Below are 16,272 nucleotides of genomic sequence, written 5' to 3' on the forward strand. Positions count from 1 at the left end.
GTGTGGGCTCCATTGGCTAATTGGTCAAATTCAGACCGTACTCCTTCGAGGGAAGGGAGTCCATACATCTCGTTCGAAGCGTTTTACAAAGTAAAACCTCACCCTGCCGCAGGCTGTTGTGCAAATCTAAAAATAACTCGCCGTGAATATGTCCCTATAGGCTCAAACGAAAACATCCTTGTTTTCGATGGTTATTTTTGTATTTACACTGATTTAAAAGCAAAAAGCAAAAAGCAAAAAGCAAAAAGCAAAAAGCAAAAAGCAAAAAGCAAAAAGCAAAAAGCAAAAATAGGTTCCTTTCTTTAATTTTAGTGAGTGGTATCTGATTAAATATAATATAGCTACCTACATTCTATTTTTTTAATAGCTAATTCAACGTCGTCGATGTTTCTCGCTCATAGAGGTCATAATAATGACCTTCAATATCATCCTTGTTTCCCGTTCATTAGCTTATGGCGTTGCCATATTCACCCTATTTGTCGCTCATAGCAGCCATTTTATGGCTTCGCCCTGAAACCGAAACTAGCAGTTGTATTTACACCGATTTAAAAGCAAAAAGCAAAAACAGAGAGTTTAGCCAATAGTGAGGGAATGGTTGGGAGTGTGAAGGATGTTGAATGCGTCTGTATCGATTAATTCGCTTTGACACGAATATATTTCAAGCAAAAAGGTTAATGAGATCAGATAACAACAGCTTTTATGTGGATTTTAACGGTTTTCGTGTGATACATTTGTTTTTTAAGTGTTGATCATGCCTTTGAATGAGTGTGACTTATTTTTTGAACAAGAGGTAAGTCGAGGGGCAAATCAAGGACTCAAGTGGTGGAATGAAAAGGTGGCTAAGTGTGAGTGAGCCTTTGAAGTAAGTGGGCGGATAGTGGCTCATTAAAACCGCGAATAATGATCAAAAATGAGAAAATATTTGGCTGGAGCGCTATGTTAAGGTTTAAATCTGCACTGTCTATTTTGTCTAAAAGCTCACCCTATGCGGTGAGTACGCTGGGTCAGAATGCTCAATCTGTTGAGGATCAGATAAAAGAGTACCTATTTATTACCACTGATATTGAAAAGGCCTTTAGGAAAGCCCTAGATGCAGCTAAATTTGGTGATATTATTTTTTTATGTGGCAGCAGTGGTGATGGTAAGTCTGAAATATTGACTCGATATTGTAAGATGCCTGCGTTTAAAGAGAAATGTACTTTTCACTTAGACGCGACTCATAGTTTTTCTCCTACGACTAATGCTATCCAAACTTTAGATACGCTTTTTGCTAAACATTATAATGACAATAGTGTGTTGGTGATTGGGATTAATATTGGTATGTTGGGCAATTATGCCCAAGAAGGCGCGGAAGCACATTTTTCTATTAAGCAATCGATAAGTGATTTTCTTGAAGGAAAAGAAGGGAGTGATAATCATGTTTTTCTCGACTTTGAACAGTTCCCTAAGTTCGTATTAGATAAGGCTGGCCACAGTGCAGCATTTATTAAAGCATTTATGCAAAAGTTGACCGCCCCCTCAAATAATATTATTCGAGATCATTTTGAACACGAAAAAACACTGCATGCAAGAGATAAAGTTTTGTGCGTAAATTATGAGTTGTTTAGTGATGAGAATGTCCAAGATATTGTTATTGAGCTTCTGTTTAAGGCGAGATTGGTTAAAGATCAGTTTTTGACGGCTCGTGCTTTACTCGATTTTGTATTTCATTTATTAGCTGGCCCAAGCTATTTATTCGATAATATTTTTACAGGTAATGACAACGAAATAGCAAGTAAAATTGTTGAGTTTGATCCTGCTAACATACGTTCTCAACATATCGATAAATTTATCTTATCACGAAGTTTGGGTTTACAGGACAGTGCCTTTAATGTGATGGTGGAAACACTTTCACTTAAAGGAATTGAGTCTACATTACGTCCCGAATCTTATTTAAGACTGTTTTATTTGTTGAAGAATACCGAGTTAGGTAACAATTACCATCATTCTTTTAAGGATGATTTTCAGCAGAAATCGATTGTAGAATTTGCAAGGGTTTGGTACTTGCATTTTCATTTTGATGGCTCTGATGAGCACAAAAAAGCATTGCGTCATTATTATAGACATATTGCGGTTGCCGCTATTCATAAATACAACAATCGAAATGCGTCAACTTTAGAGAAGAAAGAATTTTTTATCTCAGAACACAATGGGTTTCAAGTAGCGGCTGAGCTTGAGTTTAAGGAACATATTGCTGAAATAGAGAAAAATATTGAAAGAAAAACTTCTCATTTTAATTCCTATTTTAAAGTGGGTAAAAAAGTGATTAAATTATCAACCAATATTAATCTATTTAGCTTAATGATCCGGATTGTTGAAGGGTATCGACCGAATAAATATGATAAAAGCACGATTGTTTTGCTTGATGAAGTCATTGATAAAATTGCAGATATAGCAAATTCCACTCAAACATTGCATATTTTACATAAAGGAAGTCGATACAAAATTACCAATGATGATTATGAAGAGTTCGAAGTGAGTGGATTATAATATGTTGCTATTAAAACCAGAATTACCTTGCACAAAAGAAGAAGTTAAAAATAACGTATTAAGTCGTTACTTTCCTATCAGAACAAAAGATCGGCAAGATATTTTTAACTGGGATAGTGTATTAGGACATGTTGTTAAGCAATCCTATGGTAGAGATTTTATCCCCTTTAAGGACCCAAATGATCCGTTAAATAAAAAAAATAAATTATTTGAGTTAAGTGACTTCAAAGAAAAGAGTCAAGAATCTTTTCTTAGAAAATTAGATGTAGCTAAATTTTGGTTCATTATCGATTCAATGTATTTTCAAGGTGACGGGCTGTATAAAATAGCGCCTGAATTTTTACTTTTTAAAACGAATAGAACTGTCGGTAATACGACGAATAGTCGCTTGGGGAATATGTTTTCAAGCTTATTACAAGATTTTGTTTTTAAAGAAAAACCAATAATCAAACTTAATTTTCTTGAGCAGCAGCTGTATGATGTGCTCAATGCATATCTTTGTGAGCAAAAAAATGAGTCTCGATGGAGTGAGAAAGAAACGCCATATTTACCTTTTATGACGTCAATGTTTCAAAATGATCTTAATTTTTTAAGCCAAAGACCCAAGTATTTATTAACCGTATTTAAAGATTTTCTAAGGCTTTATGCACACCTTTATACTGCTCAACTTGCTTTGAATTTGAAAGATTGGCGTTCTGGTGAACCTAAACCTAAATATCATTATTTTATTTTAGATAATGAAAAGGCCAGTGATGAACGCATTCTTGTTAAGGATCATGGTTATAAGCAACTGAAAGGAGCGCTTTGGAATATTTTCCCGTACTTAGCAATGAACGAAAGCTTACAGTCAACTAAAGCACAAATGAATCCTATTTGGGTTTTGGCCAAAAATTGCTCTGAAAATCCAGGCTGCACAGAAGCATTAAAAGTCTACGCAGAAGCATTTAAAGAAAACCGCCAACTCAATACAGTGCTTACAGACTCTAATGACCCACTCGATCAACTTGATAATCTCTTCAAGCTGGCATTGGCTCAATTTTCTCGAGGAGAGTCTCGTCATGAAATTAATTCTCTTTATGTGAAATCAGTAAGTTCAGAATTATGTGAGTCTTTTATACAAAGTCGTGGTCGAGCTGGGCGTGTCATGGTCTTTAATCAAGACTATCTTATTTTACTGACAAATTTAGCCATAGGCGAGAGAGATAAATTAAGATTTCACGAGTTAATTTTGGCTTTTGAAGCCAGAGGTGTGTTTTTTGATAAACAGAGTCAAAAAGCTTTGATCGAATTTTTTGAGCGCATCGGTAATGTTGAGCGCATGAGCGACAGTGGAGATGCGGTATATGTCATTAAAACAATTTAGTCACTTTTTATCTGAACGATTTTTAAATTGGGGAGAAGATAAGTTAAAAAAAGGTTTTAGATATCAATTTCAATCACCTGATAATGAGAATAGTCTTAAATTATTTGAGGCACTGATTCATTATTCAAAGGGGAGTATTGATATTAAAGGGACTTCACTTCCTGTTATTGCTTGCGGAAAAATAGACCTTTTACCTGTATTACACTGTGAAGACTTATCTCATCAGTTAGGGTTTACTGAGAACTTTATTTCGCATTTAAGGGATGAAGTTGCTGGGCAAGTAGGGCAACTTAAAGGCTGTTCATTGTTAGTTATTCATAACAGTATGTTGGATACCTTAATTAATTCTGCCGATGATTTAGCACAACCGACGAGTGTGTGGCATCCTGAGCAAATAAAACAAGCCATGTATGGTTTGATTAATGATTATAATGGGACAAAAAAGGTCTCGGAATGTTTATTAGAACATCGATTTAATCAAATTGTTGATGATGAGGCCACTATGTTTGGCTTTGAAGATTTGTACAATGCATTACTCGATGGAGAGTTAAAATTTAGTGAGCTGGGTTTGTTAAATGATCCTGCCATATTAACTTGGAGTGATAAGCCTGAACAGATCACTAAACGATTGGAAGAGAATAAGAAGCTTTATGAAGAATTCGAACGGATTACGCATCACTTCCCTCAAGAACTTGAAGAAAAGCTAGCCGAAAAAGATTTTGGTGCTAAATTTGTTGCTAAGTATTTTGGTAAAGAAGATACAGAGGCTTGGAAAAACGAACTTGAATTTAGTGCGTGTAAGCAAGAGCAAGAGAGTAATCGTCAAAACTTGCTTGAGCTTGAAAATGAAAAAAGCATTCAAGGTGAGTTAATTACAAAAAGTAAAGCTGATACCAAAGCGGGCCGACGTGAGCGCCATCTAATATTATTATTGGAAGAAGATCAACAAACATTTGATATTGAGATGACTTTTATTGGCGGTAAAATTGATCGCAACCAATGCAGTGTGAAGCATAATAAAACAGATTTAATAGAGGTCACTAACCCTGTTAACGCTGGCGGTGTCAGAAGTCGTGTCAGTGTTAAAGGTGAATATTCGGGTCAAGCTACTTTTTTTATTTTTACATTGAAAAGAGAAAAAACTGCAGAGCGGCACAAGTTTAAAGTGCTGGTATTACGTGCTGGAGACTTTTATGTTGAGGCGTTCAGAAATAATTTTCTTATAGATCCCTCTTTTTCTCCCAAAAAACCATCAAGAGTGATACTGCAAACAGAAGATAATTCCTTTAAAATTAGTGAGGAAGGATGCCAAGCAGTTTTGAATGAAATTGGTCAAGTATTTGATAATACAATGACGAATGAAATCGATTTTGGTCAAATAGCCAATGAAAGCGATGAGCTTCATTTTGGGGTTAAAAGTGAGAATACATCGCTTGTGTTTAATGTTGAAGGGGCTATTGCAACTGATTCATTGTCGTTACCATTAGTACTTGACCAAGATAGATTTTCTTGTTTATATCAAGATGATTATTTTGGTAGTTTTAATCGAACCAAGAATAAGGTCTTGTTAGATAATAAAGAAATATCCCCGAAAGGTAAGCGTCTAACATTATTGCAGCGAGAAGCTGAGTTACTCGATAATGAAATATTAACTCGGCGAGATGATGGTGAGTCTTCTTTTTACCTTAATCACCTCGAAGAAAACTATTTAAATTTGTATCTTGCTTATCAAGGTTTATTTGATTATTACATTAAACGCCAGAGCTTACCTAGTCTCTGCAGTTGGGGCACTGAATTTCGTGCTTTAGCCCAAGTTGTTGTCGAGCAATACAATTTAGCCATCGCTAAAATTGAAGATGACATATTGTTATCTGAGTCTCAAAAACAACTCGTTAATATCGGCTTTGCTACCTTTAATGGTCAAGAGTACATTACGCCATTTCATCCTTTAGTCATCGCTTACTATTTGGCTTTAACAGAAGCTATTATTCAAGAAAAAGATCAATTGACTCTTGATACAACACATGGGCATAGCTTTAAAACTTTGCCTAAAGTGACCTTAAGTCGGCTTAATCCTCGAGGGTTATTGCCTTTCATTTATCACCCTCTTCATGGTTTTTCTTTTAGTCAATTAGAAAAAGAAAATTGCTTTTGGATGGAGCTAGTACCACAACAAGAAACCAGCTTTGCTTATGTGCGCAAACTGGTTAAGGATAAGGTTACTGAGTTTAAAAAAGCGTTTTCGGCGCTGTTTAATGCAGGAAGTAAAGCAACATTAATTATTAATTCAGTCAATAACCGAACAAATCATCAACTGTTCATGGGGGTGGTTGATTTTGTTAAGGCGCAAAAAGGGAAAGCCTGTCAGATCCATGTCAACTTATACGATGATAAATTGACTTATACTGAGTTTGACCGATTTGCCGAGATGGCCAGTTACGATGAACTCAAGGTGCTTTATGGCCTTGATAAAGGCACATACAGAGAGCAAGCCGATACCATCATTGATTTACTTCGCACTCAGCTGACTTATAGCAAGTTTGAAAACAGTAAAATTGAGGGCAAGCAAGCTTATTCACATCTGAGCTTTTTTAGAAATAACACTAAAGTTGAGCCACGTGATGTGAATGTGGACAAGCAGCTTAGTGGCGTGGTTTGTCATGGATTGATGGCAGGTGAAGCTGCAGCGAACAAGCAAGATAGTTATTTTACTGCATTTGGGCTTAAAAATGTTGAGATAAGTGGCTTACCCCATTTAGTCATGGCACAAAAATTGGGTGGGTTGATTAAACCAGCTCGCTCATCCAGTGAGCCGACTGGAAACGCTAAGTCTATGGCATTAGTTGTTAGTGATAACTTTAAAGCCTTATTAGAGCGCTCTTATGAAAATTCTATTTGGACCACCATCATCGATCCCAAAGTGACTTTAGATTTTTTTGATAATGCGAAAGACATGGTGCTCATTCATTATTCTGATAGTTATACCAATTCGGCAAATTATGATGCGATTACAGTAACGCGTGAAACGGAATTGTATAAAAAAGTGTTAGAGCAAGATGAAGGAGGAATAACAGCAGAATTTAATGCATTTAATGGTGAATGGTTGCTTAAACTCATTACCGCTAATGCCAATGAGCGGAAAGAGAAAAAAGGTATTATTGGTGCTTATAAGTTTGTCAATTGTTTGTTGTCACGGTCAGACATTACTTGGGTACCTTTGTCAGTTGCAGAGATGATAAGAGTGACAGGTAACATTGGCCTTAAAATGTCCGATAGTGACTTTTCACGTAATGTACAAGGGTATAAATCAGGGTTGATATCTGATGATGTTTTATTTGTTGGTTTTAAAGATCAGCAAATGTATTTATTGCCATTGGAAGTGAAAACGGGTATTAAGCAAACCCATAATAAAGGGGTACAGCAAGCGAAAGAGCTTAAGCGTTACCTGAGTGAGGATATTCTTGGGCGTAAAGATTTTGCCGGGAAACTCTATCGTGGTTTATTCATTCGCCAAGTCTTGATGCAAGTTGATAAATATCAACTTTATAACCTTTACGCTAAAGATTATTTTGATGCCTTTTTAGCGCAGCGAGAATATTGGTTGCAAGGTGATTATGGTATTGCTGATTTAGTCAATTATCCTGATGGATTCATGTTGTCTCATGTCGAGAATGATACTTTTTTTGAAGCAGATTTTACTGAAGTTGAAGGTATTCTCAAAATACAATTGCCTATTAGTTATCTTAAAAGCTTAGTCAGTACACCTTTAGCCGAATTAATGCAGGATGTAAGGCCTGAGCAATTATGCCATATCCCCGAAAAATATTTATTGAAAGCAGGCCAAAAAAGTACTACTGCAGCCCCTTCAAGCCAAAATGAAACCTTTAATGCACAAATTGAAATCAAAGGGGATATGTTAGCTAATGGACTCGATACATCAATAACTAATGAACCGTCTGTAATACACCAAGATTTAAGCAAGCATTCTGCTAGTGAGCCTATATTGGAAAGTTTGAGCTCGGTTCATAAAACGAATGAAAATTTAACCATTCTTGTGGGTTATGATGTGCGAGATAACGAAGCGGTATACTGGGAGCCTACGAACACTGCAAAATTTATGAATACCAATTCAGGTATTATTGGCACCATGGGCACAGGAAAAACTCAATGTACCAAGTCAGTAGTGACCCAGTTACATCAAAATCAACATTTGAATCTCGATGGAAAAGCTATCGGTGTTCTTATTTTTGATTATAAATCCGATTATGTTGACGATAAGTTTCTATTAGCCACAAAGGGAAAAAAGTATAATTTACACAAATTACCTTATAACCCGTTAAGCTTGTTTGGTGATACTCCCATGTTACCAGTGCATACTGCACGTGGTTTTGCTGAAACCATGGGGAAGGCGTTTGGCTTAGGGCAAAAGCAGCAATTAAAATTGAGAAAACTGATTGGTGAAGCTTATGAATTAGCGGGGATCAATAAGTCAGATAAAAACACTTGGAATAGACCAGCACCGACCATGGCTGATATTTGGGCTTTATTTGAAGAGACTGAGCCTGCAGAAGATTCACTCTATGCCGCTCTTGAAAGCCTATATGAGCTGGAAATTTTTGAAGATGATCATACTCAATGCACGAGTTTGTATGAACTAGTCGATGGTATTACTGTCATTGAATTAGCGGGTTACCCGTCTGAAATACAAAATTTGGTGGTGGCCTTGACTATGGATCTGTTCTACTCACAGATGCAAAAACAAGGTAAGCCAGAAGTCCAAGGGGACTTTAGACAAGTGACTAAGCTGTTATTGGTGGATGAAGCCGATAATTTCATGTCGCAAAATTTCCCAAGCTTACGAAAAGTCCTTAAAGAGGGGCGAGAGTACGGGGTTGGCGTCATACTATCGACTCAAGATATTACCCATTTTAAAACCAGCGAGAATGATTATTCGGCCTATATTCTAAGCTGGGTGGTTCACCGTGTGTCTCAAATTAAAAACCAAGATATCAAATCGATTTTTAATAAGGATGACAAACAAGATCAAGAAAGTTTAATGCAAAGCATACGTGAGCTAGAAAAACATTACAGTTTGTATGTCGATGGGGATAAAAAAATAAGCAAGATCAAAGATAAAGCTTTCTGGGAGTTGATTGGATGAGTAATATAATTAAAGATTTTTTTTCAGGAAGAAGCTATTACCTTTCTATCAAAACGCATCTATTAGTTATATTAATTTTGGGGGTTACTTTGATCTTTTCATTTCTTCCTGTGATGATTAGCTCTGCTATACATGCAACTGAAAATAATATAAATTTAAAGGATGCATTTTTAAAAATAATTTTTGCTGATGCTATGTTTTTATACTGTTCATCTTTTATTGCTCCTTTTATTATTTTGAGCATAAAAGTTATGTATAAAGAAAGGATGAAAGATTTTATATTATATCCAATAGCTTTACTTGGGAGCTTTTATGTGGTTATTTTTGGAGCATTAATGTATTCAGGAGTTGTATCAAGAAACCTTTTTTCACTTGGTGAATCAGCATCAAATAATATATATCCAACAATAGCTGATATCTCTATTATGATAATTACTCTCATAATTTGGTATTACTGTATGTATAAAGAAAGTTATTTTCATCAAAATACTTCAGATAGTTACCAACGTGATGAGAAGAAAAATTTTGTAAGTTTTGATGAGGTTATCAAAAAATGAAAATAGTCATTGATGCAATAAAAATAAGTCAACCTGTTGGGGACTTTTATTATGGAAAAATTAATGCAGAATTACTTTTTAAAATATCAGAAGCAGATGTTAGACGACTTGAAAGTGAAAGCGAAGAACGTGATGTGGAGAACTATTTGGGAATTCAAAGGCCGCTGAAGAATAATCGAGTTAATGAAATAAAAAATTATATTTCTACATTAGATGCAACATTTCCAAATTCAATCATTATTGCCATAAATGAAGAAGGAAGCGTTAATATTTCCTGGGAAGATAATAAGCTAATAATTGAATTTGATTCAAATGAACAATCTAAAATTGCGAACATATTGGATGGACAACATCGCCTTGCTGGTTTTGATGCAGATAATTTTACTTTTGAAGATTTTAAAGGAGAAAAGAAAGATTTTGAATTATTGGTAACTATATTTGTAAATGCAAATATGTCAGTTCAAGCTAAAGTTTTTTCTATGGTAAATCAAAACCAAACTAAAGTAAATAAGAGCTTGGTTTATGATCTGGAATCACTTTCTAAATCCCGTAGTCCATGGAAGACTAGCCATTTAATAGCTGTGTATTTGAACTCTAAACATGGGTCACCATTTTATCATAGAATTAAAAGATTAGGAGTGAAGTCTAAAAAAGATGAAGTTGAGCCCTTAACTCAGGCTGCATTTGTAGATAATCTAGTTAAACTTATTTCTCCTATTCCTCAAGAAGATAGAAATTGTATATTGGGTAAAGATAAAGCTTTTTTTTCATTTAATAATAAGAAATTTAAGTTTTTTGATGATGAAAGTCTAATCAAATACCCGTTTAGGAAATTATTTTTTGGCAATGAAGATAAATTTATTTTAAAAGTAATTTTTGATTTTTTTATAGCAGTAGAGTCAGTTTGGCCAAAATCATGGGATAAGTTAAATGTGGCTTCCGTACTCAACAAAACAGTAGGTTTAATTGCGTTGTTTAGATTATTAGGATATATAGTTAAAGATGCCTTAAATAATGATATTGTTACGCTAGAGTTGAAATTCAAACCTATGTATTTCGAAGAAATACTATCGTCATTAGAAATTGATGAGTCGTATTTTGAAAATTTGGATGCAGTATCAAAATCGAGTAGTCAAATATTTAAAGATTTATCAAATAAGTTGAATAAAAATTAAAAAAATTATCCATTTTGTACATATGAACTTCAAGAGTGATTGATAATCAAGGGTTGAAGTTAAAATTATATTATTTGATAGATAGAAAGCACTTTAACAAGTGCTTTCTTCAACATTTTTTAAAGCGCATCCGCTAAAGAAACAATACTCTTATAATTCCTGAGCCCCGCTATTCCATCTTCCACATGGGCGGCCCATGCCGACATCAGGGCGCGGCCTGTTAATGTGGGGTATTTGAGTTTCAATAACTGCTCTGTGACAAGCTGCGTGTCTCCCATCCAAGTGATTTTATCTAAGACGAGTGAGCCATCGAGTTTTTTATCATTTTCAGCAAGTTCGGCCGCTTGGTAGCTAAAGCCTGATTCAATGGAGCGAAAAAAAGCGATCCGTGATGAGACATTGGGCGCAATGCCTGTGTATTGCTTTAGCTTTTTCAAATGCTCTTCGGTTTGTTTATTCAGGTTGAGTCGATTTGGTAGCATTTATATGGCCTCCTGCATTTTTTGTTCCCAGAAGTAGCCTTCACGCAAATCTGAGGATCGGCTCTTACTGTCAAAACTTATCTCAAAGGCGTGAGAAATATCATCCCTTAAGAATTCACTGCTAAAATAAGACTCGTCAATTTCAGTGTCGGTCGACAGAATAATGACTTGATGACTGGCTTCAGGAAAGTAGTGCTCGATAAGCTTGTCTCTGTGCTTGGAGTCTAAGCGTCCTAGTGGCGTATCAATAATGATGGGTAGTTTTTTACCTGAAGTTTTGCCTAAGGCTTCAAGAATGGATATGGCATAAATTTGTTTTTCTCCTGCAGATAGGCTTTTACGACTGATAATTTGCTTATTGTTGTCGATAAGCTCTACATCAAAACTGTGGGGATTAATCTGCGCGGATAACTGTAAATCTTCTTTTCGAGCTAATTTTTGGTAGCTTTTGATAAACTCGCTTTCAAGTTGTTTAACTCGTACTGCGGTTAAGCGTTCACTGAAATCGGCTAATAGTGCATGGGTATTTTGAGCATGAATGATTGAAGCTTCTGCGGTAGAGGCGACTTTATGCTTATCATGCAGTTTTTGTACTTTTCTTGCATAGTCAATGGCTTCTCTGTATCGGCGCTTGGCTTCTTCAGTGGTAGTCCTATGCTCTAAAATGGCAGCAGTCCGTTGGCTGTTTAATGTCTTTATTTGTTCAAGATGAGTTTCAAGTTGTTCTTGCTCTGGGGCTCTGGCTATATTGATGGAAATTGCATCGATTTGTTCTTCAACTTGTTGTAGGCGTTGACGTGCTTCTTCAAAGCGTGAGTAAGAGGTCGTTGCGAGACTTTGGCTTTGCGATTTGATGAGATCATATTCTCTATCGGACAAATCCAATAGGATATCTGTTTTAGCTTGCTTTGTTTCTCGTTCACGTAAACACGTTTTAATCGTCTCGATAGCGACAAATGAGTCGGTTAAGTTCAATGAGAGTTGTTGTGCAAGCTCAGACATAAAGCCGTTAAGTTCATGATTGAAGTGAGCTGCTTGTTTGGCTTTTTTCTCTGTATCGAGTTGATCCAGTAAGCCTTGTATGGCTTTAGGGGCTAAGCTGAAGGGGAGGTTTCCTTCAATTTCGGTGCGTAATGTTTTTTCTAACTCTTTTCGCTCAGCTTCTAAAGCAAGTTGGTGCACTTTTTCTTGTTCACGACTTTGGGCCCACGCACCACCACGGGATGAAAGATCGAGTTCTTTTTTCTCGATATCCTTACCCAGTAATTCGATTTTTGCACGGCAAAGGGAAGCCTGATTACTGAAAGTGAGTGCAGCATGCTCAGCATCGACTCGTTGCTTCTCTAGTTTATCTATTTGACTCTTGATGTTATCTGGCATAGCGGCAGCGTCGTGACGTTTTAGGTAAATGGCCAGATCGCTCCTTAGGCGTTCAGCAACATCAATCCCCAACAAGCGTCTGACGGCAGTTTGCAGTACTTCACCAGAATCATCTTCGGCAAGCTCGGCAATTTTTTCGCCGTCAAAGAAGAATAAATCAGCGATCCCCGGTGGGATTAATTCATTAAGGAAGCTCTGACATTGATCGTAACTCATGCTTGTCATTTCGACGTTGTCTTGCTCAAGGATCAATTTGTCTTTTTGACCACGTTTCCAACCTCGAGTGACACAATATTCGTTTTCAATACCATTGTGACTATGTGTGAAGATAAGTTGAATCGAGGTATTGTTTGCACAAGGCTCAATACCTTTATGAATGAGGGCATCAAGTTGTGCTTGGTATTCGGTAGCATTCATTGCACGGCCAAATGCGGTGCGGCCATAAAGTGCGACGCGCACAGCGGATAAAATAGAGGTTTTACCTGCACCGTTTAAGCCGCCAAACAGCACGATGGGGGCGGCAGCTGATCGGAATTGATTTTGTACTCTCGGTTCTAAATCGATTTCATGAACGCCGCGAAATACACGAAAATTATTGATGACCAAGCTCTTAATTATCATTTTAGTATTCTACCTTGGCTTGTTTATCCAGTGTCAGGATTTCGGTTTCGTATTTAGCGATTTGATCTTTATGGATATCGAATGCTGATTTACTTTGAAGTTCACTGTGTTTGGCTTTTATATCTTCAAGGCTGCCCCAATCTTGTCTCAACAGTGTGCCGAGTTTGTCGAATACGCCTGTACGTCGACTTAGGCCTTCAAGGGATAATTCAAGATCGAGTAACTTTTGAACCATTTCAGGTGCCACATCGTGCTGTTCACTGAGTTCTTGTAAAATTTGTGCTTCGACTGCTCCGAAATGGTTATTATCATTAACAACCCAGTTAAGATCATGGCCGAATATGTCACGATATATTTGAGGTAGTGAATCAGCCCAATCGGGTTCGTTAGGATCGTTTAACCATTCTTGTCGTATAGCATGTAGCTCTGGCTCAGTTATTAAGGTGACGGAATAGCCATCTTGATTAAACATTTTCTGTTGAACCAATAATTCTGTTAACCATTCTTTTCGATATTTGAGCCAATATGGGCCGGGAACATGTGCTCGCTCGGCAGTTAGCTCTTGTCCTTCTTTTACACGTTGATAATTGACTCGTCCTTGGCGACGTTTATAGTTTCTAAATATGTCTTTATTTGCGGGGATGTTAGTTTCTGCCAGTTTATTTCTAAAAGTCAGTAAGGGCTGCATCCACTCTTCGCCATTTTTAATAAGACTTTCCATTGCGCGATCTTTTGTGACCACAGTACATGTCCAACAGCCGAAGCGTGAATTACCGCATGAAGGGGTACTGTCATCAATAACCATTGGGCACTCGCCTTGATCTGAAGAATCTTTATAAAGGTTCCACAAGGTAAGATTTTTCGTTCCCCAAGGGTTTTGCCATTCTAAATCATACTCATCAGCCCATTTCTTCCCGATCCCCATAGGTGAAATAGTCACTTCTAAGCTACATAAGCGTATGAGCTTCCAGACATCATCCATACTCCAAGTGTCAATTGGGGTATAAATAAAAGCATTAGAAAGAGTGGTATGACGTGCCAGTCGAGTATTTTCAATTTTGTGCTTGGCAATGACTTGAGCACGAGAAGCACTTTCTTGGCTTCTTGAGCCTAAAATAACAATGACTTCATCATGTTGGGACACCTTATCTTTGATAAAATCACTGACAGGATCGATTTTCATTCGCTCTGTACACCAACGAAAACTTTGAGTTGGAGCGGGGTAGCCTTTACCTAACAGGCATGCCCAAAAACTTTGGTCGGGTTTTGGCAGAACTTTATGTGTCGTAATGGGCAGGCCATCGCGCTTCGCTTGATTGCCAATGCTTTCAAGTGAGCGATTAACATGATCGACAACAAGAGGCGTTTCAACTAAGGTGTCGGATGCAACAACATAAATAGGCTTAACTCGCTTGCTTTCATCTAACGATAACATGGCTAAATAAATAAGAGACACGACTGCGGAGGAGTCTTTCCCTCCACTATAGCCTATGACCCAAGGTCGATTATCGGCGCAATAGACGTTTTGTACATCATCGATAAAATGTTTGAGTTGAAACCCTTGATGATCTTTTTCTTCTCGTAAAAGATCGCGACATAAGTTAATACTGACGGGATGCTTTAATGTATCATCGAGTTGATCGTATTTATTCAATTCAAGTGGAAGTTTTTCACTATTTTTGTATCGCTTGAAACCAGCAAAGAATTCATTTTGTATGTATTCATTTTGCTCATCGTCTAGCGCACCGGCTTGGAATAACTCAGCCATTAGATGCCTCACTACTGCTGGAAATATATTGATTTTCGAGGGCACGCTCTTCAGGCGTTAACGAAAGTGATAAGGTGTGTTTCAGTGCATTGGTGGTTAGCATAATATTGGTAGCGGCTTTACTTAATTTACCGTGCTGCATACTGCGATGTGCCCATGTTGGATTGGTCTTTCGCCAATCGATCTTTTTTAACTGCTTGATCGTTTCTTGCCATTCATTAGGCTGAGCGGTAAGCAATGAGCATCCTAATGCACCTAAAGCGTGTAGACCCACACCATGTGCATGCACGTATTCTTGTCTAAATTGCGAAGGCGCTAACTCTTTATTAATGACCATTTGCCATTCTGGCGTTGCTTGGTAGACTGCTTGCCAGTATTGAGTCGCTAATTGCTTTTCTTCTTCGGTAAAGCCGTCTTTCATTCCTTTACCCAGTAGTGCTCTATTAGCTTGTTTTAAGCTACTTAAGGTAAAGAGTTTACCGCTTTTAGAGCTGATACTGGATTTTTCCATTTCGGTATAGCCTTCAAAGGGCTTAATGCTGAGTGCAAGATAACGTGCGAGCTCTGAGCTTTCGTCTCTATTATCATAAAGTGCGGCTAAAGAGGGGCTAGGTTTAACGGCATATTTATTGAGATCGGCAAACATTTGTTGACTGCGAGTAAGCCCTTCATCGACAAAAAAGAGCACGGGAATATTATCATAAGCGAGTTCAGGTCGTTCTTTAAGTGCTGCTTCAATGGCTGCTCGTCTGTGTTGACCATCGTTAATCAGGATCTGTGCGTCCATGGGCACTTTTAACGTGCCTAAGTTTGGCGTTTCCATGTGTTCACTTTCTTCAAATAAAACACTTGAGGCGACAGAGACTGTGAGCGCAGAAAAAACATAGTCGTTGGGATTTTCGACTAAATAACGCACCATTTCAGGTATGCGTGATTTATTGAGTTGCCGTTGCGCTCGTAATTCAGGTGGCACTTCCTCTTCATCAAACACAAAAATTTTAGGAATAGTGCTTAAAGGACAAGTTGCGATATAGAAGGGCTTCCCTGCTTGAATACCTCGAACGGCGGGGAATGAAAAACAATAACCATCTTGTGCATTTTTCATGGGAAAAATCTAAACGTGAACTGTAGTACTAATTATAACGTACTAACGTTAATTTTTCACGTTATTACTGGTTTTGAACGTGAAAAATATGGTCAAGTAGGAATAATATTCTAAATGATAATAAAATGTAA

The 16,272-nt window shown here is 37.2% G+C and carries 10 protein-coding genes; 6 read left to right on the top strand and 4 right to left on the bottom strand.

Going from position 1 to position 16,272, the window contains the following annotated elements:
• The 6 genes from Q0791_RS08995 to Q0791_RS09020 form a co-directional block, all read left to right on the top strand.
• Positions 1–306: hypothetical protein (locus Q0791_RS08995; RefSeq protein WP_299005065.1), on the top strand; the 306-nt coding region annotated here is incomplete at its 5' end.
• Positions 307–936: 630 nt separating this feature from the next.
• Positions 937–2,529, top strand: a complete 1,593-nt coding sequence (gene dptF, locus Q0791_RS09000; RefSeq protein ID WP_299005067.1) for a DNA phosphorothioation-dependent restriction protein DptF — start codon at positions 937–939, stop codon at positions 2,527–2,529.
• 1 nt (position 2,530) lies between these two features.
• Positions 2,531–3,892, top strand: a complete 1,362-nt coding sequence (dptG, locus tag Q0791_RS09005; protein ID WP_299005069.1) for a DNA phosphorothioation-dependent restriction protein DptG — start codon at positions 2,531–2,533, stop codon at positions 3,890–3,892.
• Positions 3,873–9,053: a DNA phosphorothioation-dependent restriction protein DptH gene (dptH, locus tag Q0791_RS09010; protein ID WP_299005071.1), complete on the top strand. Its 5,181-nt coding sequence runs from the start codon at positions 3,873–3,875 to the stop codon at positions 9,051–9,053. The genes dptG and dptH overlap by 20 nt, the downstream gene beginning before the upstream one ends.
• Positions 9,050–9,610 (top strand): hypothetical protein, encoded by a 561-nt coding sequence (locus tag Q0791_RS09015; protein WP_299005073.1) that lies wholly within the window; start codon positions 9,050–9,052, stop codon positions 9,608–9,610. The genes dptH and Q0791_RS09015 overlap by 4 nt, the downstream gene beginning before the upstream one ends.
• Positions 9,607–10,785, top strand: coding sequence for a DGQHR domain-containing protein (locus tag Q0791_RS09020; RefSeq protein ID WP_299005075.1), 1,179 nt, complete (start codon positions 9,607–9,609; stop codon positions 10,783–10,785). Before Q0791_RS09015 ends, Q0791_RS09020 begins: the two co-directional genes overlap by 4 nt.
• 119 nt (positions 10,786–10,904) lie before the next feature.
• Here Q0791_RS09020 and dndE read toward each other — a convergent pair whose 3' ends face one another.
• Genes dndE through dndB form a run of 4 tightly spaced genes read right to left on the bottom strand, consistent with a single transcriptional unit; the run spans position 10,905 to position 16,141 of the window.
• Positions 10,905–11,267, bottom strand: a complete 363-nt coding sequence (gene dndE / locus Q0791_RS09025) for a DNA sulfur modification protein DndE (protein WP_299005077.1) — start codon at positions 11,265–11,267, stop codon at positions 10,905–10,907.
• On the bottom strand, positions 11,268–13,268 hold the full coding sequence (dndD, locus tag Q0791_RS09030) for a DNA sulfur modification protein DndD (protein WP_299005078.1): 2,001 nt from the start codon (positions 13,266–13,268) through the stop codon (positions 11,268–11,270).
• A gap of 1 nt (position 13,269) precedes the next feature.
• Positions 13,270–15,036 carry a DNA phosphorothioation system sulfurtransferase DndC gene (dndC, locus tag Q0791_RS09035; protein ID WP_299005080.1) on the bottom strand — a complete coding sequence of 589 codons (1,767 nt, stop codon included), beginning with the start codon at positions 15,034–15,036 and terminating at the stop codon, positions 13,270–13,272.
• Positions 15,029–16,141 (bottom strand): DNA sulfur modification protein DndB, encoded by a 1,113-nt coding sequence (dndB, locus tag Q0791_RS09040; RefSeq protein ID WP_299005082.1) that lies wholly within the window; start codon positions 16,139–16,141, stop codon positions 15,029–15,031. Before dndB ends, dndC begins: the two co-directional genes overlap by 8 nt.
• Positions 16,142–16,272: the final 131 nt, after the last annotated feature.

The sequence above is a fragment of the uncultured Shewanella sp. genome (genome assembly GCF_947495455.1).
In the GTDB taxonomy this organism is placed as follows: domain Bacteria; phylum Pseudomonadota; class Gammaproteobacteria; order Enterobacterales; family Shewanellaceae; genus Shewanella.

Coding starts and splice junctions, on each gene's coding strand:
- Q0791_RS09020 (WP_299005075.1), top strand. CDS start 9,607: ATGAAAATAGTCATTGATGCAATAAAAATAAGTCAACCTGTTGGGGAC.
- dptF (WP_299005067.1), top strand. CDS start 937: ATGTTAAGGTTTAAATCTGCACTGTCTATTTTGTCTAAAAGCTCACCC.
- Q0791_RS09015 (WP_299005073.1), top strand. CDS start 9,050: ATGAGTAATATAATTAAAGATTTTTTTTCAGGAAGAAGCTATTACCTT.
- dndE (WP_299005077.1), bottom strand. CDS start 11,267: ATGCTACCAAATCGACTCAACCTGAATAAACAAACCGAAGAGCATTTG.
- dndC (WP_299005080.1), bottom strand. CDS start 15,036: ATGGCTGAGTTATTCCAAGCCGGTGCGCTAGACGATGAGCAAAATGAA.
- dndB (WP_299005082.1), bottom strand. CDS start 16,141: ATGAAAAATGCACAAGATGGTTATTGTTTTTCATTCCCCGCCGTTCGA.
- dndD (WP_299005078.1), bottom strand. CDS start 13,268: ATGATAATTAAGAGCTTGGTCATCAATAATTTTCGTGTATTTCGCGGC.
- dptG (WP_299005069.1), top strand. CDS start 2,531: ATGTTGCTATTAAAACCAGAATTACCTTGCACAAAAGAAGAAGTTAAA.
- dptH (WP_299005071.1), top strand. CDS start 3,873: ATGTCATTAAAACAATTTAGTCACTTTTTATCTGAACGATTTTTAAAT.